The sequence below is a fragment of the Saltatorellus ferox genome, assembly GCA_007751475.1.
Classification (GTDB): domain Bacteria; phylum Planctomycetota; class UBA1135; order UBA1135.
The window spans coordinates 6420511-6441358 of the sequence record CP036434.1 but is presented as its reverse complement, the minus strand read 5'-3'; the positions used below and the strand labels follow the sequence as shown (position 1 = coordinate 6441358).

Below are 20848 nucleotides of genomic sequence, written 5' to 3'. Positions count from 1 at the left end.
CTCCGCCTCGGGTCCCGATAGAGTGCCCGCGCGATGGGTGCCAAGAGAACGGGATGGAGGCGGGTGGGACGCTGGCTCTCATGGGGAATCCTCGGTGCGCTCGTCGTCTACGTGGGGGTGGCCGCCACTGGACGTTGGACCGTCCTGGGAGAGCTCGCGAGTCAGTTTCGCTTCTACTTCGGGTTCGTTGCGCTGGCCGCTTGCTTGATCTTCGCCGCGGGCCGGCACTGGCGGAAGGCGGCGCTCGCTGCTGCGCTGGTCCTCTGGGGAAGCTGGCCCGAGGGGGGGCTCTGGCCATGGTCCGCCGGAGAGCCTTCCCGTTCGGAGGCAGCCACCGTGGCGCTGCCTTCAGGACCGCGCGGAGGTGGGTCACACCCGACAGCGTCAGTGGATGCTCCCGGCTCGCCGGTCTTCCACATGGTTTGCTCGAACGTGCTGCGCCCGAACGTCCGGTACAGGGAGCTATTGGAAGCGGTCCTCGAAAGTGATCCGGACGTGATCGGTTTCCTGGAGTTCTCGTCCGACTGGCGAGACGCCGCGATCGAGCGACTGTCCGCGGACTATCCTTACCACGTCGAGGCGCTCAACACGACGGGGTGGAACCCCTTCACCTGGGGGCTGATGCTGTTCTCCAAGACCGAGATCGTGTCGTTCGAGGTCCTGAAGATCGACTTCGACGAGTGGGCGCTGCGTCCGATGCTTCAGGCCACGATTGCGGAGCCACTCGACCTGACGATCACGCTCGCGCATCCAGAGCGCCCGGGCAAACCCGCCCGCATGCGCGCTCGACGACTGGCGCTCGAAACGATCGCGGCGTCCGATGTCGAGGGTCCTTGGCTCGTCATCGGGGACCTCAACACGACGTCCACCTCGCCGCTGTTCCGGGACCTCGTGCAGGCCACCGGGCTTCGCGACAGCCGCGTCGGGTTCGGGAGGCTACCCACGTGGGAGTTCGGCAACAGGTTGCCGGGTCCGCTGCCGCTACCGCTCCCGTCCTGGCTCCGGATCAGCGTGGCGATCGATCACGCGCTCTACCGTGACGGCCTGCGGGTCGTCGATCGGTCGACGCTCTACGCGCCGGGTAGCGATCACCGGGCCGTGTCGGTGACGCTGGCCGGTCGCTGATGCGATGCGTCGCGCTCGCTGTCCGGGCGAAGTCGCGCCATCTGGAGCTGTAGTCCGCGGGTCCCAGGGGTGACGCCCGCGATCACGAAGGGAGCATAGCCAGGCGCCTCGAATTCCAGCGCGAAGCGCGAAGGCGTCGATCCATCGGTGCCCCGGTCAGGATCCGGGCCGTGCAGGCGGAAGGCGCCCTGGGGGCCAATGACCAGCTCGTAGTCCGCGGCGTTCTGCCACCGATGGACGTTGACGAGGCTCAAGTCGGAGCCGCCGGCGATCTCCACGTCGACGTCGGTCAAGCCGCGAAAGAGCGCGCGTCCCTGCACCGAGTCGATCCCTTGCCCCGCCTGGTCGAGCACGGTGCCCGAGGTGACCGCCGCCGGGAATCGCGCCCTGGGCGGCAGAAGGCGAACGTCACCCAGGTCGATCCCGTTGCCGGCGGGAACAGCCACACTGCAGGGTGCCGCGAGGTAGTCGTCTTCATCGCGTACCCGAAGGACGCTGATCGCGTCGGGAAGAAACTGGCGGGTCAGGACGATGGCGACGCGGCCCTCTGCATCGGCTCTGCGGACGGCTCCGTCGCGCAGCCGCGGGGGGCGCCGGGCGGGAAACGGTGGTCGGCTCGTCACGCCCCCGTCCGGACCATCGAAGAGATTCACGGAGACCCCGACGATCTCGTTGGCCATCGGGACGCCGTTCCCGTCGAAAGCGCGAAAGTGAATCGTGACGGGCTCGTGGTCTCGCTCGGTCTTCACCGTGGTGGGGAGACGATCGGAGAGGTCGGCGACCCCATGGGGCTGCCAGCTGGCCACGTCCGGCGGAGGGAACTGCTCCGAAAGCCTCACTTCGATGATCGGACCACGCGCCACGGGCAGGCCCTGCGACATCGGGAGCAGCTCCGCTTGCTCCGGAGCGCTGGCGGGCGGTGCGGACCGCGACCCATCAGACGCCGCCGAGATCCAGGCCGCCACCAGCACGGTGATCGCGGTGAGGGAGAGGATTCCAAGTCTCATGGCCTGTGCCTCTGGAGTTCGTGGCGGCTCCCCTTCCAGATGCGTTCCGCCGTGCGTCGGCCCTCGCCTGGCCCCCGCCCGGCCGTCGGCTACTGGAGCAGGACGCCGAATTCGCCGTCACCGGACAGCGAGATCTCGCCCGCTCTCAGCTTCAGCGCGTCCTCACCGAAGATCTTCTTTCGCCAGCCCCGCAGCGCCGGTACGTCGGGCTGCGGCTCCGTCGCGATTCGATCGAGGTCGTTGCGGCTCGCGATCATCGAGGTCGACACGCCGTGCGCGTCGCAGCGCAGGCGCAGCAGGGCCTGGAGCAGTGCGACGAGAGGCTCGTGGCCCGACAGCGGCGCGCGCGACGTCGGCGCTTCCGGCCACTCTTCTTCCGGGGTGGCGAGGGCGCGCTCGATCGCGTCGAGCATGGCGCGCCCGTCGACGCCTTTCGCGACCTGGGGCTTGAGGCCGCGCACGCGCGCCAGCTCTTCGACGTCATGGGGCACGTGCTGGGCGATCTCGGCCAGCGCATCGTCGCGCACGACCCAGCCGCGCGGAATGTTGCGCGAGACCGCCGCTCGCTCGCGCCAGTCGGAGAGCTCCCTGAGGATCGCGAGGTCCTTCCGCTCCGGCCTGCGGATCTTGATACGGCGGTAGGCGAGGCGCGGGTCGACCACGTACCTCGACGGTTCCACCAGCGCCTCCATCTCCTGCGCCACCCACGCGCCGCGACCCTTGGTCTCCAGGTCCGCGACCAGGATCTCGTAGATGCGGCAGAGGTGCGTGACGTCGCCCAGCGCGTAGTCGATCTGGCGCTCCGACATCGGCCTCACGGACCAGTCGACCGCCTGCGAGGCCTTGTCGAGCTGGACCCCCAGAAGCTCGGCAGCGAGCTTCGCGTACCCGGGCTGGTCCCCGAGCCCGCACACCGACGCCGCGATCTGCGTATCGAACACGGGCCCGGGAACGGAGCCGGTCGCGTGGAAGAAGATCTCCAGATCCTGCACGGCCGAGTGCAGCACCTTGAGCGTGCCCGGCTCGGCCAGGAGCGCATGGAGCGGCGCGAGATCGATCCCCCTGGCGAGGGGATCGATGGCGGCCGCGTGCTCACCGTGGGCGACCTGCACGAGGCAGAGCTGAGCGTGGTAGGTGGACTCGCGCATGAACTCGGTGTCCACGGCGAGATAGGGGGCCCCTTGGAGGGAAGCGCAGAACTTCGTGAGGGACTCGGTGTCTTGGATCAGCATGGGGACGCGCACCCTACCCGAGGGGAGGGAGGGTGCGCACCGGGATCAGCCGGATCACTCGCCGGTTCCGTACCGCGTTTGCCCTGACGCTGCGGAGAGTCCTCGGGCCCTACCTGAAAACGGTGAACGCGGCGCTGGAGAAGTTCGACACGGGGCTTCCCATGACCGAGTCGCGGTACCAGTACTGAAACAAACGCGTCTCTCCTGGAACGATGGAGACGACCTGTCCCACGTCGGGTGTGTCGTTGAGATCGATCACGAGGGAGACCTGACTGCCGGACCCCGACGTCTGAATCTCACCAGGCCGGCTGTAGCGTGATACCGGGCCCCCGGCGATGCAGAGGTTCCCCACGCTACCACCCGGCCCGGGGACGAACCCAAAACCCCTCGACGTGAGGAAGTAGCCGAAGGACTGGACCGGCAGATCGGAGCAGGCGAGCGTGACGTTGTTGAGGGCGACCCTGTTGGTCCCCTGCACGAAGAGGTCCGCGTCGGTGCCCGTTGAGTTGGTGACGCCCTGGCAGACGGTCCCGGCGAAGGACAGGTCGCCACTGATGCCGACCAGGAGGTCGTACTCCACGCAGAGAGCGGGCTGGCCAGGTGCCGTGACTCTCAGCGCGACGTCCAGGTTGCTGGCGGAGTTGTTCTTGAAGCGAACGACCTGCCCGTTGATCGTTTCTTCGCCCACGGCGAGAAGCGCGCCCGTGGAGGGATCTCCGCAGCCCGGCTGAGCTAGGTCATAGAGCTCGAGGTTCAGGTCGGTGAAGCGTGCCGTGTAGTCCACGGCCACGGTGATCGATTCATCGACGCGCACTTGCGCCTGCCAGTAGTCGTCGTTGCGCGTGCCGGCCGGAGAGCGCAGTACGCGCCGGTTGTCGAGGGGGCCCAGGTTCAGAAGGATCGCCGCTGTGCAGGTGTCGTTCGGTTCCAGTGCGTCGTCGTCACCTGTTCCACACCCGAAGACCACCTGGACCGAGTAGTTCTGGCAGTTGGGCTCGTTGGTGGAATGGATCACCGCGACGAAGATGGCAGAGGCGATCGTGCCCGAGTTGGTCCACGTGACGAAACCTCGGTCCAGTGAAGAGGCTCCCGGCTGGGTCTGTGCAGCTCCCATGAAGTTGCAGCCGGGGCCGTAGAGCTCCAGGAACATCGGGAAATCACTGTAGTGGAGCGTGGTGAAGTTGACCGTTTCGCCAGCGGGCACGACGATCCCGAAGTAGTCAGGGTTCTGATTCACGGCAGAGAAGCCGTCCGTGATTCCAGCCGAGATGGGCGTCGCAGTCGCGCACGAGTTGTTGGGCTCGAACGAATCGTCCCCGGAGCAGAGTCCCGAGAGTCCGGCGCGGACCTCCAGAGTGAAGTTGTGGCATGTTCCGGTATCGATGGCGTTGTAGACCTCGAAGCGAATCTCCTGGGTCAGTCCGCTTACGTTGGCGTACGTGATCGACTCCGCGTTCGTGCTCGACTGAGAAACCGCGACAGGGCCTGCGCCGCAGGTCTCGTAGGCCGCCATGTCGATGTTGACCATGGCGCTCGCGGTGAACAAGACAGAGAGTTGGCCGGTACTTCCAGGAGGGAGAGTCAGGGAGAAGAAGACTGCGTCCGTAGCCCTGTCTCCGCAGCAGAATCCGAGAAAGGTGTCCGGGAACACGGCGAACGCTGAGTCGCACGTACTGAATCCGCTCGCTGGCAAAGGCAACGGCCCCGGCAACAGCGAGCGGGGCGCCGGTGTTGCGCTGGCCAGGGGAGCGGTGGCCAGGATCGCGGCGAAGAGGCCTCGCGCGGCGCTGTAGAACGTGGACTTCATGGAGGTCGCAGGGAAGGAGACTGGATGGACTGACGGGGGAGAGAGAGGCATGGCTCAAACGGAACGGTCACCGTGCGCACACGGTTCGCCGAGCCAACGGACGCATCCTACGCTTTGGAGGACGACGTCCCTCACTTCGGAAAGATGTCTGGAGCGGAGTGTCGAAACGGGTAGCACTGTAGCCTGGGGCCAGGTTCTTCGCAGAAAGCTGTCTCGGTGAAGTCGCTGGCGCGCTTCGACCCAGGTGCTGAGCAACCGCTCAAACGCCCCATCGACCCGGACCTCGCGACGGCGTCCTCCCCGCATCGAGCGGCCACAAGGATCACGCGATGGGCGAGTCGATTCTGTCGCGCTGCGGAGACCGCGGAGGTCAGCTCGGCGTTGAGGGCGAAGGAAGGCCGCTCCCAGTGCAGGGGGGAATGGAACGCGATGCTCTTGTCGGATCGTTTCAGCTTGCCGAGGCCTTTTTCGGAGTAGGAAGCGTTGAGTCGCAGCGCGCGCCCATCCTCCGTGACGGTGAGCCTGTGACCGAACATGCGGAGGACCTGCAGCGTTGGCTCTTCTTCGTGCGGGGTGAGACACCGGACGATGTGGCGGATGCGCTGCGCGCGGCGCGCCGAGCCCCCAAGCTCACAGTCCAAAGGATGCAAGCCCGGAGGCGCGGTCGGCTCCATGGGTCGACTTGCCGCGGTCTGAGCCGACTTGAGACACGACGGCCGTTGTTCACTGAAACGCAGTTTCGCCGGACCGCAGTGGGGCAGGTAGACATGTACAGGGCCTGCCGCCGCGTTGCGGCCGCTTGGGCCCTCGATTTCTCCTCCCTCGGCCTTCGCCCGATCTGCTGCCATGCGCGCCCTTGCCCCCTCGGTCTCTTTGTTCCCTCGCTTTTCCTGCACCTCGCTGGCGATCTCGCTGTCCGTTGCGGCGGGGTCCGCGTCCGCTCAAACTGCGATTCTGAAGGAGGGCGACCCCGCGCCGAACGGGACGTTCGGCCAGGCAATCACGCGCCTCGACCACCCCGTGGCCCAGGGGGACAGCGCCTTTGGCTGCCTGGTGCAGACGGGCGGCCTGGCCGGACCGGAGACGCTGTACTGGGGCGGCGCCCCTGGAGGCTCCCCTGGCGTGCTTCACGTCCAGGGCGTCTACGGCGGCGCCACGCAGGTAAGCCTCAGCACTGAGTTCGGGCTCGGAGGCGGTCGCGCGATCTATAGCTCGAGCGTCACGCTTGCCGGTGCTGCGGGCACCCTCGACAGCATTTGGGCAGGAGCCACGCCTGTCACGGTGGAGGGGCAGCCCGTGGCTGGGGTCTCGGGACTCGTCTACAAGGACCTCTTGTTCCCGGGTGCGACCGCAGCGGGCGACCCGTATTTCTTCGCCAACCTGACGGACGTTCTCGGGGGGCAGACGCTCTCCCGCGGCCTCTTCATCGACAACGTGCCGGTGCTACGGGACGGACAGAACCTCAGCAACGTGTTTCAGGACGTCGCGGCCGTCGGCTTCGACTTCGCCGTGTCCAGCGATGGGTCGCACTACCTGGTTGAGGTCGCGCTGGAGAACCTTCCCTTGGCGGAGAACAACGCTCTGGTCCTTGATGGCGCCGTGCTGCAGATCGGAGGCGAATTCGTTCGCGAGTCCGTCGTGATTCCGGCCTCCGCTGGCGGCATCGGCGACGCGTGGCTGAGATTTAGCGACTTCGCGATCAATCCGAGCGGCGCGCTCGCCTTCTCCGGTGACACCAGCGCTAGCTCGAGCCAGAACGCCTTCCTCGCGCGGAACGACGGCATCAGGTTCCGCGAGGGTGACGTCCTCGATGGCCTGACGCTCGACGGTAGGACCGATGCGTTCGATCTGAACGCAAACGGCGTCCTTGCACATCAGTGGCCGGTAGAGTTTCCCAGCGGTGACTCCGGGGATGCCGTGTTTATCGAAGACCGCGTGGTGGTCAAGACCGGGGATGCCGTGGACTGGAATGGGGATGGAACGCTCGATCCGGGCGTCACGATCCAGTTTTTTGCCAGCGACGATTCGCTGGCCCTGTCTGACGCGGGTCTGCTCTACTTCATTGCCAATGTGAACGTCGGCGCTGCGACGGTGGAGGCGCTCTTCCGGATGGACACCGGCGGCCTCATCTCTTCGAACTACTGTCAGGCGAACGCCAACACGACGGGCGTGCCCGCCCAGATCTCGGCCGAGGGCTCACCCTTCGCTGCGGATAACGACCTGACCCTCGTGTGCACGGACATGCCCCAGGGTGCGTTCGGTTTCTTCGTGACGAGCCAGACCCAGGGCTTCATCGCGAACCCCGGCGGCAGCGCGGGCAACCTCTGCCTCGTCGGCTCCATCGGCCGCTTCCAGCAGCAGATCCAAAACTCGGGCACCCAGGGTACGTTTCAGATCCCCGTCGACCTGACCGCGCTACCCCAGCCCATGGGTACGGCCGCGGTCAGCGCCGGCCAAACATGGAACTTCTCCACGTGGTTCCGCGACTCGGACGGCATGGGCGGGGCCACGAGCAACTTCAGCAACGGGATCGAGATTCAGTTCCTGTAGCTGACTCTGGCGGGTTGTGTGTGGGTGTAGGGGGGGGATCCGTCGCGCTGCTCACCCATTGGCGGCAGAAACGCCTCATCGACCCGGACCTCGCGAGGGCGTTCCAATCGCGGGTTGGGGGAGTCAGTACGTGCCGCGTCGGCCGTGTTGACTCAGCGCCGCGCCCTGTTGATTCAGCGTGTCGACACGACCGGCTGGCTCGGCCGTGTGGCCGCGTCGTGAGCCCCTGCCGGTGATGCCGTGTTCCTCTGATCCCCATTTCATCGAGTCCCATGTGCACCCTGTACCGATGAACCGACGTGGTCTTCTTCTGGCTCTCGCCTCGGCGATCGCTGCCCAGGCGCTAGCTGCGTCGAAGAGGTAGGTTCGGGCGGCCGGACGCCGCCGAGGGTGAGAAGGGCGTCCGTCAGCACCTCCGCCGCCGCCGTCAGCTCCGCCAGCGGAACGCGCTCGTTCGGCGTGTGATCCAGCGCCGCGTCGCCCGGGCCGTACGCCAGCGAAGGGCAGCCCCATGGGGGCGCTAGCAGGTTCAGGTCGGCCGTGCCGGTCTTCACCTGGAAGCGCGGCTTGCCGCCCCGGTTCAGGATCGCCCGGCCGAAGGCGCGGGCGACGGTCGACGTGCGCGGGCCGCGCCAGGCTTTCGCTTGCCCGCGCACGAGGAGCGAAGCCTTCGGCGCGAATTCCTGCAGCCATGCGGTGGCGGCCTCCGGGTCGAGTTCCTCGGGAAGGCGCAGCGCGAGCTCCAGCGTGGCGCGATCCACGAGGCCGTCGTGGCTCGACGAGAGGCCGAGCAACCGCGGCATCAGGGAATCGAACAGCGTCGCGTCCGGGCCCGCGAACGCGTTCGCGGCCGCTCGGATTCGCTGCCACGCGTCCGAGGCCAGCTCGGGCGCGCTCGGTGCGTCGTGGGCTCCGTGGGCGCTCGGGGTCTCCAGGGTGAGGCTCGTCCGCAGGTAGCCCTTGTAGCCAAGGGTCACGCCGTCCCAGGCGCTCGGCTCTCCGATGATCAGGGCGTCCGGCGCGGCGCCGAAGCGTTCGGGCCAGACGTCGAGCAGATGGCGCGCGCCCCTGGAAGACGGCGCCTCTTCCTCGACGCAGCCGACGACGACGAAGCGCGCGGCCGCGCCGCGCTGCACGGCCCGCGCGGCGCCGGCGGCGAGCGCCACGAGCGGCCCTTTCGCGTCGACGCTGCCGCGTCCGAACAGGACTCCGTCCTCGATGCGCACGGGCGGATGCCCGGGCACGGTGTCGATGTGCCCCACGAGCGCGATGGTGACGGGACCGTCGCCGATCACACCGACCGCGCTCCCGGCTTCGTCGACCTCCGCCTGGAAGCCCCGGGCACCGAGGCGCTGAACCAGCCGATGGGAAGCACGCGCCTCCGAGCCCGAAACGCTCGGGATCGAGACGATCTCGTGGGCGAGGCCGATCAGGTCCTCGTCGTCGAACGCGCGGCTCACGACAGCACCCCCGTGATCTGATCGATGACCTCGTTCCACTCCGTCACGTGGATCGTGAGCGGTGGCAGCAGCCGTAGCACGTTGAGTCCCGCGGCCAGCGTGAGGATCCGGCGGTTCAGCAGCTCCTGGCGAACGGGCGCGACGCGGCCGCGCGTTTCGATGCCGATCATCAGCCCTCGGCCGCGGACTTCGCGAACCTTTCCCGCGTCGACGAGGGGCTGGAGACGCACCCGCGCGATCGCGCCGAGTTCGGCCGCGCGCTCGTCGAGGCGATCACGCTGCATCACGCGAAGCGTCGCGCGGGCCGCCGCGCACGCCAGCGGGTTGCCGCCGAACGTGGAGCCGTGGGAGCCCGCGGAAAGCGCTCCGATCCTCGGACCGAAAACGGTCGCGCCCATCGCGACGCCGCCCGCGATGCCCTTGCCGAGGGCCAGGAGGTCCGGCACGACGCCGCTCGCCTGGAACGCGAAGAACGACCCCGTGCGGCAGAAGCCGGTCTGGACCTCGTCGAAGATCAGCAGCGCTCCGTTCGCGTCGCAAAGCTCGCGGACGCGTTCGAGGTAGCCGTCGGGGGAGGGGCGCACGCCGCCTTCTCCCTGGATGACCTCCAGGAGGACCGCGGCCGTCTCCGGGCCGATCGCCTCGGCCAGCGCTTCGACGTCGCCGTGGCGCACGTGCCGGAAGCCCGGCACCAGCGGAGCGAACGGCTCCCGGTACTTCGGCTCGGCCGTCGCGCTGAGGCTGCCCATGGAGCGGCCGTGGAAGCCCCGCAGCGCCGCGATCACTCCGGTGCGCCCCGTCGACCAGCGCGCGATCTTCAGCGCTGCCTCGATCGACTCGGTGCCGGAGTTGCACAGGAACGCGCGGTCCAGGGACTCCGGCAAGACGTTCTGGAGTTCGTCCAGGTAGGCGGCGCGTACGTCATTGGCGAAGGAGGGCGTGAGAGCCACGAGCTGGCTCGCCTGGCGGGCGACGGCCTCGGTGATCTCGGGATGCGCGTGACCGAGGGAGGCGACGCCGTAGCTGGCGCTCGCGTCGAGGTACGCCTCGCCGGTCTCGGTGAAGAGCCGGGACCCTTCTCCTCGGACGAAGGCGATGGGCCCGGGACGGACGCAGCCCGCGCCGTGGGCGAGTTCGGAAGCGATCCAGCGCGGAGCGTTCACGATGGGCAGGGCGACGCTCATCGGACCACCTCCACGAGCGGCCCCGTGAAAGACCCGGCCCGCAGCGTCGTTCCGGCTCCTGCCAGTGCGTCGAACAGCGGATGCTGGGCGGCCGACGCGCCGATCACGACGCGCGGCACGCCGCCTTCGATCGCGTCCTTCGCGGCCAGCACCTTGCGCTTCATTCGTCCTTGCGCGACGCCCTGGAGCTCGTCGTACGTCTCGATCAAGGCCTCCCTGATGCGCGAGTCCGGATCCGGGAAGTTCCGGTAGAGGCCGTTCGCTCCGGTGAGGAGCACGAGCGCGTCGGCGCCCAGCGCGGACGCGATCGCCGCGGCCGCGCGGTCGCCGTCCACGTTCAGCGGCATCCCCTCGGCGGTCATGGCGAGCGGCGCGATGACCGGCAGGAGACCGAGACCGAGCAGCTGGTGGACCAGGGCTTCGTTCACCGACGTGATCCGACCGCTCCAGTCGTCCCGAACGACGCGGACACGGCCGTTCTCGACGCTGCGAAGGGCGGGCTTGCGCTCGCCTCGCATCAGCGCGCCATCGAGCCCTGAGAGGCCGAAAGCGGACACGCCCTGGGCCTGGAGTTCACCGACGAGGCGCCGGTTGACGAGCGCGCTCGCCATGGTGAAGAGATCCAGGGTTCGCCGATCGGTGTAGCGACTCTCGTGGCCGCCGGGGGACGTCAGCATCCGGGGCGGGTGCCCGACGTCGTGGCCGAGCTGGCTCGTCTCGGCGGAGCCGCCGTGGACGATCAGAAGCTGCGCGCCCTGCGCGACGGCCGCGGCACAGTCGCGGAGAGCGCTCGTGTGGCGGACGTCGGCGGCGCCGCCGAGCTTGACGACGAGGAGTCGCTCGTGGGTGAAGGAGTTCATGGTGTGGGCGTTCAGGCGGGGTGAAGGCTGATGGATCGGAGGCCGGCTGCTTCGTCGAAGCCCGCCATGAGGTTGAGGCACTGGACGGCGGTTCCCGCCGCGCCCTTGCCGAGGTTATCGATGGCAGCGAGCGCCACGAGCCGGCGCCCGTCGGCCGCCAGCTCCCAGCCCACATCGCCGTGATTCGTGCCGGCGACGAGCCGCGGCTCGGGGTGGCGGTAGGCTCCTCCGCGGTCGTGCACGATGCGTACGAACGGGTCGGAGCCGTAGGACTCGCGGTAGATCGACCAGAGGGCGCGATCCGTCAGGGGCTCCTTCAGCCAGACGTGCGCGGTCGCCAGCACGCCGCGCACCATCTCGACGCTCGTCACCGACAGGTCCACGTTCCGGATCCCGGTGACCTGGCGGACCTCGGCGACGTGCCGGTGTCCGGTCGGGGCGAAGCTGCGGGCGACGCCAGAGCGCTCGGGGTGGTGCGATCCCGCTGTCGCGCGGCGCCCTGCCTCCGACGAGCCGACCTTCAGGTCGACGATCGCCGGCATCGCAGGATCGAGCACGCCGGCCCGAGCGAGCGGCAGGAGCGCCAGGTTCGACGCCGTCGCGTTGCATCCGACCCCGCTGACGTGCGCGGCTTCCGTGAGCGCTCCACGATGGGCCTCCGGCAGCCCGTACTGGAATCGCGCGAGCCAGTCGGGAGCGGCGTGCGGCGCGCCGTACGTGCTCTCGTACACTGACGCATCCCCGAGACGAAAGTCCGCCGAGCAGTCGATGATCCTGGGCGCGAGGGCGCTGAAGGCATCGATCCGGCTGGCCGCCTCCCCGTGCGGAAGCGCGAGGATCAGAAGGTCGCACGGCTCCAGTTCTGCCATCGCGGAGAAGCGCAGATCGCTCCAGCCGCGCAGCTGCGGGTGCAGCGTCCGCACCGGCTTCCCCGCGTTCGACTCGGACGTCACCTGGACCACCTCGACGGACGGATGGGGGATGAGGTAGCGGAGCAGTTCGCCGCCGACGTAGCCCGACCCGCCGACGATGGAGACCCGCTGCGTGCTCGATGGGGTCACGCGAATACCTCCTGGGCCACTCTTTCGGCAACGCGCCCCAGGACCCAGTCCGCCATCGCTCCCGGGATGTCGACGCCCGTGGGCGCGATCGAGTTGCGGAACTCACCGGAGTGATTGACCTCCAGCACCTGGAGCCCGTCCGCGGCCTCGATCAGGTCCACCGCGAGGATTCCGCCTCCGACCGCCCGGGCCGCACGCACCGCCATCTCGCCGAGGGGGCCATCGGTTCGCGCGGCTTCCACCCGGCCGCCGCGCGCCGTGTTCGTGATCCAGTGCTCGGAGTGCCGCCAGATCGCGGCGATGCACTCGTCGCCCACGACGAACACCCTCGCGTCGCGCCCCGGCTTCTCGACGTATTCCTGGAGATAGAACACGCTGTGCTGCCAGGAGCCGAGGACCGCGCGATCCTCCAGAACGGCCTCGGCGGCGGAGGTTGAGTCGAGCCGCGCCACGAGACGTCCCCACGAGCCGACGACGGGCTTGAGCACGCACGGGTAGCCCAGCGTCTCGCAGGCCTCCAGCGCCGACTCGACCGTGAACGCCACCAGGGTCCGCGGCGTCGGCACGCCGCTCGCCGCGAAGGCGAGGCTGGTCGCCGCCTTGTCGCCACAGGTCCCCACCACGTGGGCGGAGTTCACGCAGAGCGCGCCCTGCTGCTCGAGGATCTGCGTCGCGTAGAGCGTACGCCCGAAGGAGAGGCTTCGGTTCCAGACGACGGGCCAGGGCGACTCGCTCGCATGCCCGGCTTCCAGCTGAAGCGCCGCGTCGTCGACGCGTTCGAAGGCGGCGCCGCGCGCCTCCAGGGCCGCGAAGATGAGCTTCTCCTCGACGCGCAGGCGCGAGGTTACGACCGCCAGTGCTGCTCGGTTACTCACCCCAATCCTCCGCGACGTCCGGCGCTTCTTCGAGGGTGAGCGGTGCGAGTGAGGTGATCTCCAGCTCGGCCCCGCAGTCGGCGCAGGCGAGGATCTCGCCGGTGATGGAGTCCGCTGGAGCGTCGATGGAGGCCTCGCAGACGGGGCAGAGTGCGGCAGGTTTGCTGATGGAAGTCATGGGGTCGATCGGTCAAGGGTCGTGGGGGAGCGGCAGCGCGTGCGGCCGCCGGGACAAAAAGAAACCCGCCGGATGCCCTGGGTAGGGCGATCCGGCGGGTGGACGTCTTGGCGAGTGGAGGCGCGGCGATCAGCGCAGACGTAGTTCCCGACCGGATCTGGTGCCGGCTTTCGCTTTACCCTTCGATTTGAAGGCAAGGCTTTGGGTCGTCTGGGCGTGGATGTGCTGCATGGTCGCGTGCGAGCGGGCTCGCTCTGGTCGAGAAGCTAGGTAGCGACACGACCCTCGGCAAGCCCCGTCCGCGAACTTCCGCATCAGATTCCGATAAACTGAATCTCACGCATACGCGCCGGTGCTCTCCATCGGGACGCATTGATCTGAAACATCCTTCGCGACAACCCACCCGCTCGACCGCATCCTGTCCCCCCATGTTGAAGACGTCCTTCCCGCGCTCCGAGATCTCGGTCCTCCTGTTGGAGGGCATCGCACCTTCCGCTGTCGACGCCTTCCGCGACGCTGGCTACGAGCGCATCGATGTTCGCTCCGGCGCCCTCACGGGCGGTGAGCTGATCGAGGCCGCCCGGGAGGCTCACATCATCGGCATTCGCTCGCGCACGCACCTCGACGCCGAGGTCCTCAAGGCCGCCCGGAAGCTCGTCGCCATCGGTTGCTTTTGCATCGGCACGAACCAGGTCGATACGGCCTTCGCGCGCAGGCGCGGCGTCCCGGTTTTCAACGCGCCGTACTCGAACACGCGCAGCGTCGCCGAGCTCGTCATCGCCGAGGCGATCCTGCTCCTGCGCCGCATCCCCGAGAAGCACATGGCGTGTCACCGCGGTGACTGGATCAAGTCGGCGACCGGCAGTCACGAGGCGCGCGGTAAGACCATCGGCATCGTCGGGTACGGGCACATCGGCACGCAGGTCGGCGTGCTCGCCGAGATGCTCGGGATGCGCGTGCTCTACCATGACATCGAGTCCAAGCTCAGCCTTGGCAACGTCGAGGCGAGCACTGGCTTGAACGAACTCCTGGAGAGAGCGGACGTCGTCACCCTCCACGTGCCCGCGACGCGCGAGACCGAGGGGATGATGGGCGCCGCCGAGATCGCGCGCATGCGCGACGGGGCCGTCTTGATCAACGCGTCGCGCGGGAACGTCGTCGACCTCGAAGCCCTGCGCGAGGCGCTCGTGAGCGGCCGTATCGCCGGCGCCGCCGTCGACGTGTTTCCGGTGGAGCCCGAGGGCAACGGCGCGCGCTTCGAATCGCCGCTCGTCGGGCTCGATAACGCGCTCTTGACGCCGCACGTCGGAGGCAGCACCGAGGAGGCTCAAAACGGAATCGGCCGTGAGGTCGCCGAGAAGCTCCTGCGCTACAGCGACGACGGCTCGACGCTGTCGGCCGTGGATTTCCCCGAGGTGACGCTACCGAGGCTCTCCAGCGACACCCGGCTTCTGCACGTGCACGAGAATCGGCCGGGCATGCTGAAGGCGATCAACGAAACGATCGGCAGCAGCGCGGCGAACATCGATGCGCAGTACCTGCGGACGCTCGACGACGTCGGTTACGTGGTGACCGACGTGGCCGTCGAGCGCGAAGCGGGGCTGCAACTCGGCGAGGATCTGCGCAAGCTGCCCGGGACGCTGCGTTCCCGCGTTCTCTTCTGATCTTCCCTTTCTTTCGGACGGTGTCGCCCGGGGGTCAGCGCCAGACTGCGCCGGGGGTCTCGGACGAGCCCGGGGTGGAAGGCATCACGAGAGCGGATACACGCCTGGGTGCCGTGAGGGGTGGGGCATCGGAGGGAAGCGGGGGAGGCAGCTCGATCTTCACGATCACCTCCGCGCCAGCGGTGATGTAGGCTGAGCCGTCGACGGCGAATGCCTCTGGCGATCGAGAGACAGCGAAGCGAAGCTCCTCGTCCACCGGCAATCGCTCGAACTCGATGCGCCCATTCAAACCACAGAAGCCGGACTTCGCCTTCGCCCAGCCGCTGGGAACGACGCCCATACGGAGCGCGCGCAGTCGCTCCGCTTCCGGGTCGCTCTCTCGAAGGCGAACCTCTTCCTCGTGACGCTCGACGGTCTCCCGCTCGAGCTTCGACTCCTCGTCTTCGACCGACGTCAGGGGAGCCACTGGCGGCGGCTGCGGCGGCGAGAGCCGAGCGGATGCGCGCTCGGTCGCGAGCCGCTCCGCATCGCGGTAGACGGTCACACCGTGGGCGATCGCCACGTCGACTCCCGGCTCATCCTCGACCTCGACAATCAGGCGCGTGGGCGCTGCCACCGTCACCTCCACGTAGCTCTTTCCACCGACGGTGAGCGTCTGGGGTGCGGCTTCTTCGAACGCGATCTGGCCGCCCCAGCCCACGAAGAGGCGCCAGTTGCCTTCGTCCGGGAGCAGGAGCGAGAAGCGACCGTCCGCAGTCGTGCGCGCATGGGGAAGCTCGAGCCAGCGTATCGGCAGTTCGGGGGCCCTTTCGCCTCGCGGGACGAAGCCGACGATTCGGCCGGCTTGATCTCGCCCTGCCGTATCGCGAACGCGCCCGTCGATCTGGACACCCATCGTCAATTGGATGATCGTGGTGTGGTTCTGGCCGAACTCGATCTCGATCTCACGACGCCAAACCGGACGTTCATCCGCGGTGGCGACGAGCGTCCAGTTGCCTGGTGCGACGTCGGACCACTCGGCGCGGCCGGTCGCTTCGAGGACCGCGCCTCCGCGGGACGCCTGGATTCGAGCATCATGCAGCGGCTTTCCCTCTCCATCGATCGCCTTCACCGACCAGGTCGTGCGCGCGCTCACGCTGGGCGTCCGTTCGGCTCCGAGCGGCGCGCTGATGTCCGTCAAGGACGTCTCTTCCGAGTTTGGGGTGGCTCCGCTGGCTTGCGCGTTTCGCGCCATCGAGGAGGAGTCCTTCGCGTCGAGCCAGAAAGCGAGGACGATCACTCCGGCGACGAACAGGGCTCCCAGGGAAGCGAAGACGATTTTCATGGGCAACCAGGGTGGTCTTTAATTCTCGATGGGCAGCGGGCCTCGATGGGCGTCCTGTGCCGCGATCTTACGGAGTCAGGGACGTCCTGTTACCATAATGGAAGGTAGCCATGGCGTCTCGTGGACGCCTTGGTTGCGCTTCACGCTTCTTTCCTCGACTCTCTTCCAAGAACTTCTTCATGAAAAACGTCACCCTGCTACTGCCAGCCATCCTGCTCGGCGCTGCGCCGCTCGCCAGCGCCCAGATCGCCTACGGAACCGACGACGCGTCGGCCGCGGACAACCATTTCTTCGACGAGAACACCGGGACCAACACGAGTGGACTCTGGACCGACGCGGACACCTGGGCCCTCGCCGACGACGACGTGAGCGGCGTGATGTACATCGGAGACGGTTCCACGCTCAAGGCGTGGCCCTACAACGACCCAAACCCTGCGGTCACGGTCGGGACGATCAACGATGGGGGCCGTACTCTCGTCCCCATCGGGCTCGGCTACGACAACGGCATGCTGCTCGGCTACGACAACGACACCCTTGGCCTCGAGGGCTTCTGGGACATCGACGTCGTGACCGGGAACTCGACGCTCTTCTTCGCGGTCGCCTCCACCACGGGCGACTTCGGCGGCGTGGACATCGATCCAGCGACCGGGCTGATCTACTGCTCGAACGACACGGCCACCTACACGGACACCATGGGTAACACCGGCCGCGGAATCGTGACCGTGGATCCCGTCACGGGCGCGGAGACGATCGTGGGTCCGTACCCGGGTGCTGTGACCGATATCGACGGACTCGCGTTCGATCCGGCCGGAATCGTGTGGATGCTCGAGGACAACCCTGCGCCGCTGCACAACTTCGACCTCGCGACGATGATGTACGATCCCGCGCCGCCGATGAACGCGATCCTCGCAAGCGAGGTCTTCTCGGGCGGCAGCTACACCGCCGGCTTCACGCCGGGCGGCGGCTTCGGTACGGCCTACTGCATGGCGAACCCGAACTCCACGGGAGCCACCGGAACCATCTCCGGAGCCGGTAGCACCATGGCGGCCAGCAACGACGTCACGCTGACCGCAGCGGACCTGCCGAACAGCGCGTTCGGATTCTTCATCACCAGCACGACCCAGGGCTTCGTCGCCAATCCCGCGGGGAGCGAGGGCAATCTCTGCCTGGCGGGCGCGATCGGCCGCTACGTCGGTGCTGGACAGATCCAGAACACGGGCGGAGCCGGCAGCTTCTCCCTTGCGCTCGACCTGACCCAGACGCCCACGCCGACCGGCCTCGTCTCGATCGCCGCCGGTGAAACCTGGAACTTCCAGGCCTGGCACCGGGACGCGAACATGGGAACGCCGGTTTCGAACTTCACGGACGGTCTTTCGATCACGTTCAACTGATGCGGATCGACTGATCGACCGTCAGCGCTCGAGGCTTCATGGTGGAGCCGGTCGTTCGATGGCGGCTCGATGCGGTTCGAACCGCCCCGCCCCCGCGTCAGTGGCCGATGGCCGTGGCGCGGGGGCGTTCTTGTCCGCGTTCGATGCGGTTCGGAACGTGGGGAGCTCATCCTCCCGAGATCACGCGGCGCTCCAGCCCTTGTCCGGGCTCTGACGGCGGGCGCGGCGCTTCGAGCCGAGGCGCTTGATGCGGCGGCGAACGGCTCTCGATACCGTTTCGCTCGCGTGCGCCACGGCCGCGAAGGGTGTCTCGTGGGTCTCGTGGATCACGATCGACCCGGGCATGTCGAGCGATGCCTCGATCTTGCACCGGGTGTCGATGCCCCCCCGGGGCCCGTTCAGGTCCGTCAGCTGAACGCGCACGTGGCGCACGCGTGATCCGAAGCGGCCTAGCGCTGACAGCATCCTTCGTTCGATCAGCTGTGCCAGGGACTCGTTCATCTCGACGCCGCGCGTATGGATTTCCAGGTTCATGATCTCTTTGCCTCGTTGGAAGGGGATGCAAGGGGGAAAGCGGCCCCGCCGCTCCCCGGGCGTTGAACGCCTTTCGCACCCCTATCTTCGACGACTTTTGAGCCGGCAACCCCATCGTTCCAGCAGCGCACAGCGTCGATTGGATCGACGGTGCGTCCTGCCCCGGGGAGGTCGAGATCGATCAAAGCCCACGGGTAGGCGAGTTCTGGCCGCCTGCGCCTGATAGGATCTCGCCCGCAGGATCACATGGAGCCCGCAGGATCACATGGAGACAGAGATCAGAATCTTCGCAGCGTGGACCCTCGGGATCGCTGAATCCTGCGGCATCGGCGTTCTTACCAAATGACGGATGCCGTCTTGATCGCCCCACGATTCGAGGCTCCGGACGAAGGGACGCTCGTCGCGCTACGTCGCGACCTGACCGCGTGGTTCCAGCGAGAGCAGCGCGACCTCCCCTGGCGGCGTACGCGCGACCCCTACGCGATCTGGGTCAGCGAGGCGATGCTCCAGCAGACGCGCGTCGAGACGGTGCTCGATTACTGGCCGCGCTTTCTGGAGCGCTTCCCGACGATCCGCGCGCTGGCCGAGGCGAGCGAGGACGCCGTGCTGGAGGCGTGGTCGGGGCTCGGCTACTATCGGCGCGCGCGTTCGCTCCAGGCGGCTGCGCGGGTCATCACGGACCGGCACGGGGCGGAGTTTCCGCGCGACCTCGATGACGCGCTCGCCCTTCCGGGGATCGGGCCGTACACGGCGGGCGCGGTGCTGTCGATCGCCTACGACCTGCCCGTGCCGATCGTGGACGGGAACGTCGAGCGGGTCTTCTCGCGCTGGTTCTTGATGGACGGCGTTCGGACGTCGGGGCCGCTGCTGCGCGAGGCGTGGAAGGCGGCGCGTGCCATGGTGGTCGAGCGGCCCGCGAGCGAAGCGGCGCCACGCGAGTGGAACCAGGCGCTGATGGAGCTTGGTGCGCTCGTCTGCAAGCCGACCTCGCCCGCGTGCGGTGCCTGTCCGGTGTCGGAGCACTGCAGGGCGCGGGCGGCGGGCGTGGCGGCGGACCTTCCGAGGGCGCGACCGAAGAAGGCGCCGATCGAGGTGACGCTCGAGATCTATGCGGCGCGAAGGGACGGTGCCTGGCTCCTGGAGAGGCGCGGCCCCGACGGCCTGATGGGGGGGATGTGGCAGTTCCCGACCGTCGAGGTGGAAGGGCCAGGTCTCTTCCCCGATCACCTCGCGAGCGAGATCGAGCCCGCGCTGGAGGCGAGCCATGACCTCTTCTCGATCTCCCACGGGATCACGAAGCACCGGATCAAGGGGCGTGTGCGGGCGGCCACGTGCTCGGAGTCCAAGATGGGCCACGGGCCCGACGTTGGCTGGTTCCCGGACGAGGCGGCGGAAGGGTTGGCCCTCACAGGGATGGCCAAGAAGGTGCTGGCGCGCCTTCGCCGCGATGCAAGCCAGACGGATCTGTTCGGTGGGGAGTCGGGCCGTTAGCCTGTCTGGCCCGCAGATCCGGTCCAAAGCCCACCCATGAGCAGCACAGACGAATCCCCTCCTGGCGACGCGCCCGGGCCCGAACACGCCCCAGTAGCGAGCCCATTGGCGGGGGTGACCATCGTCGTCCCGGCCTATGACGAGGAAGGCGGGATCGAGGGGGTTGTCGAGCGGCTGCTCGCGCTCGACCTGGGCCGTGAGACCGAGCTGCTCGTCGTCAACGACGGGTCGAAGGATCGGACCGGGCCGATGCTGAAGGAGCTGCAGGCGAAGTACCCGCGGCTGACGGTGATCGAACACCCGATGAACCGGGGCTACGGCGCCGCGCTCAAGACGGGCTTCCGGGCGGCGGCCTACGACATCGTCATCATCACCGACGCGGACGGGACTTACCCCGAGGATCGCATCGTCGATCTGCTCGGCCACGTCGACGCGGGCGCCGACATGGCGGTGGGCGCGAGGACCGGGGACGACGTGAACATCCCCTGGCAGCGCAGGCCCGCGAAGGCCGCATTGCGCCACATCGCCTCGTATCTGGCGGGCGTCAAGATCCCGGACCTGAACTCCGGGCTGCGCGCGATCCGCCGGGATCTGGTTCTGCGATACGAGTCGATCCTACCGGAGGGATTCAGCTTCACGACGACGATCACGCTCGCTTCGCTGACGAATCACCACCGCGTCGACTACGTCTCGATCGACTACGCCGAGCGCTCGGGGTCCTCGAAGATCCGCCCGATCCGGGACACGCTGGGCTTTCTGGCGCTGATCATCCGCACGGTCGTCTATTTCAACCCGCTCAAGGTGTTCTACCCCGTGGCGGGGCTCCTCTTCGTCCTGCTCGTCGTGGCCTTGACCTACGACATGTTCTTCGCCAAGACCTACTTTCCGAACGGAGAGGTCGCCACGGTAGGTGGCAACCTCGGCGATAAATCGGTCCTGCTCTTCTTGGCTCTTGTTCAGACCTTGACCCTTGGGCTCGTGGCCGACTTGATCGACAAGAAGGCACGCCTGGGACCGCCGCTGGATCCGCCAGTACGATCGTCTGGCAGGTCGACCGGTGGGCGCGCTTCGCGCTAAGACCACACTTCCCTGGCCGTTGACTCGG

Annotated in this window: 17 protein-coding genes; 6 read left to right on the top strand and 11 right to left on the bottom strand. The window is 67.8% G+C overall.

Annotated features, from left to right (window positions below):
- Positions 1-33 precede the first annotated feature (33 nt).
- A complete protein-coding gene (locus Poly30_RS23315) occupies positions 34-1125 on the top strand; it encodes an endonuclease/exonuclease/phosphatase family protein (RefSeq protein ID WP_145203197.1) in 1092 nt (363 codons plus the stop codon).
- Here Poly30_RS23315 and Poly30_RS23310 read toward each other — a convergent pair.
- The 3 genes from Poly30_RS23310 to Poly30_RS23300 all read right to left on the bottom strand — a co-directional run bounded on the left by Poly30_RS23310 (position 1089) and on the right by Poly30_RS23300 (position 4910).
- Entirely contained in the window at positions 1089-2132 is a 1044-nt protein-coding gene (locus Poly30_RS23310) for a hypothetical protein (protein ID WP_145203194.1), read from the bottom strand. The two genes, Poly30_RS23315 and Poly30_RS23310, sit on opposite strands and share 37 nt — an antisense overlap.
- Before the next feature lie 89 nt (positions 2133-2221).
- Positions 2222-3364 carry a ribonuclease D gene (gene rnd / locus Poly30_RS23305; protein WP_145203191.1) on the bottom strand — a complete coding sequence of 381 codons (1143 nt, stop codon included), beginning with the start codon at positions 3362-3364 and terminating at the stop codon, positions 2222-2224.
- 109 nt (positions 3365-3473) lie between these two features.
- Positions 3474-4910 (bottom strand): hypothetical protein, encoded by a 1437-nt coding sequence (locus Poly30_RS23300; RefSeq protein WP_145203187.1) that lies wholly within the window; start codon positions 4908-4910, stop codon positions 3474-3476.
- A gap of 1107 nt (positions 4911-6017) precedes the next feature.
- Here Poly30_RS23300 and Poly30_RS23295 point away from each other — a divergent pair.
- Positions 6018-7721, top strand: a complete 1704-nt coding sequence (locus Poly30_RS23295) for a hypothetical protein (protein WP_145203184.1) — start codon at positions 6018-6020, stop codon at positions 7719-7721.
- Positions 7722-7981: 260 nt separating this feature from the next.
- On the opposite strand, the gene Poly30_RS23290 is transcribed toward Poly30_RS23295, so the two are convergent.
- The 6 genes from Poly30_RS23290 to lysW are packed head-to-tail and all read right to left on the bottom strand — an operon-like array spanning position 7982 to position 13339.
- On the bottom strand, positions 7982-9181 hold the full coding sequence (locus Poly30_RS23290; protein WP_145203182.1) for a [LysW]-lysine hydrolase: 1200 nt from the start codon (positions 9179-9181) through the stop codon (positions 7982-7984).
- On the bottom strand, positions 9178-10365 hold the full coding sequence (locus tag Poly30_RS23285; RefSeq protein WP_145203179.1) for an aspartate aminotransferase family protein: 1188 nt from the start codon (positions 10363-10365) through the stop codon (positions 9178-9180). The genes Poly30_RS23290 and Poly30_RS23285 overlap by 4 nt, the downstream gene beginning before the upstream one ends.
- Positions 10362-11225, bottom strand: a complete 864-nt coding sequence (locus Poly30_RS23280; RefSeq protein WP_145203176.1) for a [LysW]-aminoadipate kinase — start codon at positions 11223-11225, stop codon at positions 10362-10364. The genes Poly30_RS23285 and Poly30_RS23280 overlap by 4 nt, the downstream gene beginning before the upstream one ends.
- 11 nt (positions 11226-11236) lie before the next feature.
- Positions 11237-12286, bottom strand: a complete 1050-nt coding sequence (argC, locus tag Poly30_RS23275) for an N-acetyl-gamma-glutamyl-phosphate reductase (protein WP_145203173.1) — start codon at positions 12284-12286, stop codon at positions 11237-11239.
- Positions 12283-13161 (bottom strand): lysine biosynthesis protein LysX, encoded by an 879-nt coding sequence (gene lysX / locus Poly30_RS23270; RefSeq protein WP_419190553.1) that lies wholly within the window; start codon positions 13159-13161, stop codon positions 12283-12285. Before lysX ends, argC begins: the two co-directional genes overlap by 4 nt.
- Complete coding sequence (gene lysW / locus Poly30_RS23265) at positions 13154-13339, bottom strand: lysine biosynthesis protein LysW (protein WP_145203171.1); 186 nt, start codon at positions 13337-13339, stop codon at positions 13154-13156. The genes lysX and lysW overlap by 8 nt, the downstream gene beginning before the upstream one ends.
- A gap of 428 nt (positions 13340-13767) precedes the next feature.
- Between lysW and serA the strand changes: the two genes are divergently transcribed.
- Positions 13768-15003 carry a phosphoglycerate dehydrogenase gene (gene serA / locus Poly30_RS23260; protein ID WP_145203168.1) on the top strand — a complete coding sequence of 412 codons (1236 nt, stop codon included), beginning with the start codon at positions 13768-13770 and terminating at the stop codon, positions 15001-15003.
- Positions 15004-15037: 34 nt separating this feature from the next.
- Here serA and Poly30_RS23255 read toward each other — a convergent pair whose 3' ends face one another.
- Positions 15038-16327 (bottom strand): hypothetical protein, encoded by a 1290-nt coding sequence (locus tag Poly30_RS23255; RefSeq protein WP_145203165.1) that lies wholly within the window; start codon positions 16325-16327, stop codon positions 15038-15040.
- Positions 16328-16506: 179 nt separating this feature from the next.
- On the opposite strand from Poly30_RS23255, the gene Poly30_RS23250 reads away from it, so the two are divergent.
- On the top strand, positions 16507-17718 hold the full coding sequence (locus tag Poly30_RS23250; RefSeq protein WP_145203162.1) for a hypothetical protein: 1212 nt from the start codon (positions 16507-16509) through the stop codon (positions 17716-17718).
- A 180-nt stretch (positions 17719-17898) separates the two neighbouring features.
- Here the strand turns inward: Poly30_RS23250 and Poly30_RS23245 are convergent, their stop codons facing one another.
- Entirely contained in the window at positions 17899-18252 is a 354-nt protein-coding gene (locus Poly30_RS23245) for an HPF/RaiA family ribosome-associated protein (protein ID WP_145203160.1), read from the bottom strand.
- A gap of 357 nt (positions 18253-18609) precedes the next feature.
- Here Poly30_RS23245 and mutY point away from each other — a divergent pair, with 357 nt between their 5' ends.
- A complete protein-coding gene (gene mutY / locus Poly30_RS23240; protein ID WP_419190552.1) occupies positions 18610-19743 on the top strand; it encodes an A/G-specific adenine glycosylase in 1134 nt (377 codons plus the stop codon).
- 114 nt (positions 19744-19857) lie between these two features.
- The gene (locus Poly30_RS23235; RefSeq protein WP_419190551.1) at positions 19858-20820 is read left to right on the top strand and encodes a glycosyltransferase family 2 protein; all 963 of its coding nucleotides are present in this window, start codon (positions 19858-19860) and stop codon (positions 20818-20820) included.
- Positions 20821-20848: the final 28 nt, after the last annotated feature.

Coding starts and splice junctions, on each gene's coding strand:
- Poly30_RS23315 (WP_145203197.1), top strand. CDS start 34: ATGGGTGCCAAGAGAACGGGATGGAGGCGGGTGGGACGCTGGCTCTCA.
- Poly30_RS23310 (WP_145203194.1), bottom strand. CDS start 2,132: ATGAGACTTGGAATCCTCTCCCTCACCGCGATCACCGTGCTGGTGGCG.
- rnd (WP_145203191.1), bottom strand. CDS start 3,364: ATGCTGATCCAAGACACCGAGTCCCTCACGAAGTTCTGCGCTTCCCTC.
- Poly30_RS23295 (WP_145203184.1), top strand. CDS start 6,018: ATGCGCGCCCTTGCCCCCTCGGTCTCTTTGTTCCCTCGCTTTTCCTGC.
- Poly30_RS23285 (WP_145203179.1), bottom strand. CDS start 10,365: ATGAGCGTCGCCCTGCCCATCGTGAACGCTCCGCGCTGGATCGCTTCC.
- Poly30_RS23280 (WP_145203176.1), bottom strand. CDS start 11,225: ATGAACTCCTTCACCCACGAGCGACTCCTCGTCGTCAAGCTCGGCGGC.
- lysW (WP_145203171.1), bottom strand. CDS start 13,339: ATGACTTCCATCAGCAAACCTGCCGCACTCTGCCCCGTCTGCGAGGCC.
- serA (WP_145203168.1), top strand. CDS start 13,768: ATGTTGAAGACGTCCTTCCCGCGCTCCGAGATCTCGGTCCTCCTGTTG.
- Poly30_RS23255 (WP_145203165.1), bottom strand. CDS start 16,327: ATGAAAATCGTCTTCGCTTCCCTGGGAGCCCTGTTCGTCGCCGGAGTG.
- Poly30_RS23250 (WP_145203162.1), top strand. CDS start 16,507: ATGAAAAACGTCACCCTGCTACTGCCAGCCATCCTGCTCGGCGCTGCG.
- Poly30_RS23245 (WP_145203160.1), bottom strand. CDS start 18,252: ATGAACCTGGAAATCCATACGCGCGGCGTCGAGATGAACGAGTCCCTG.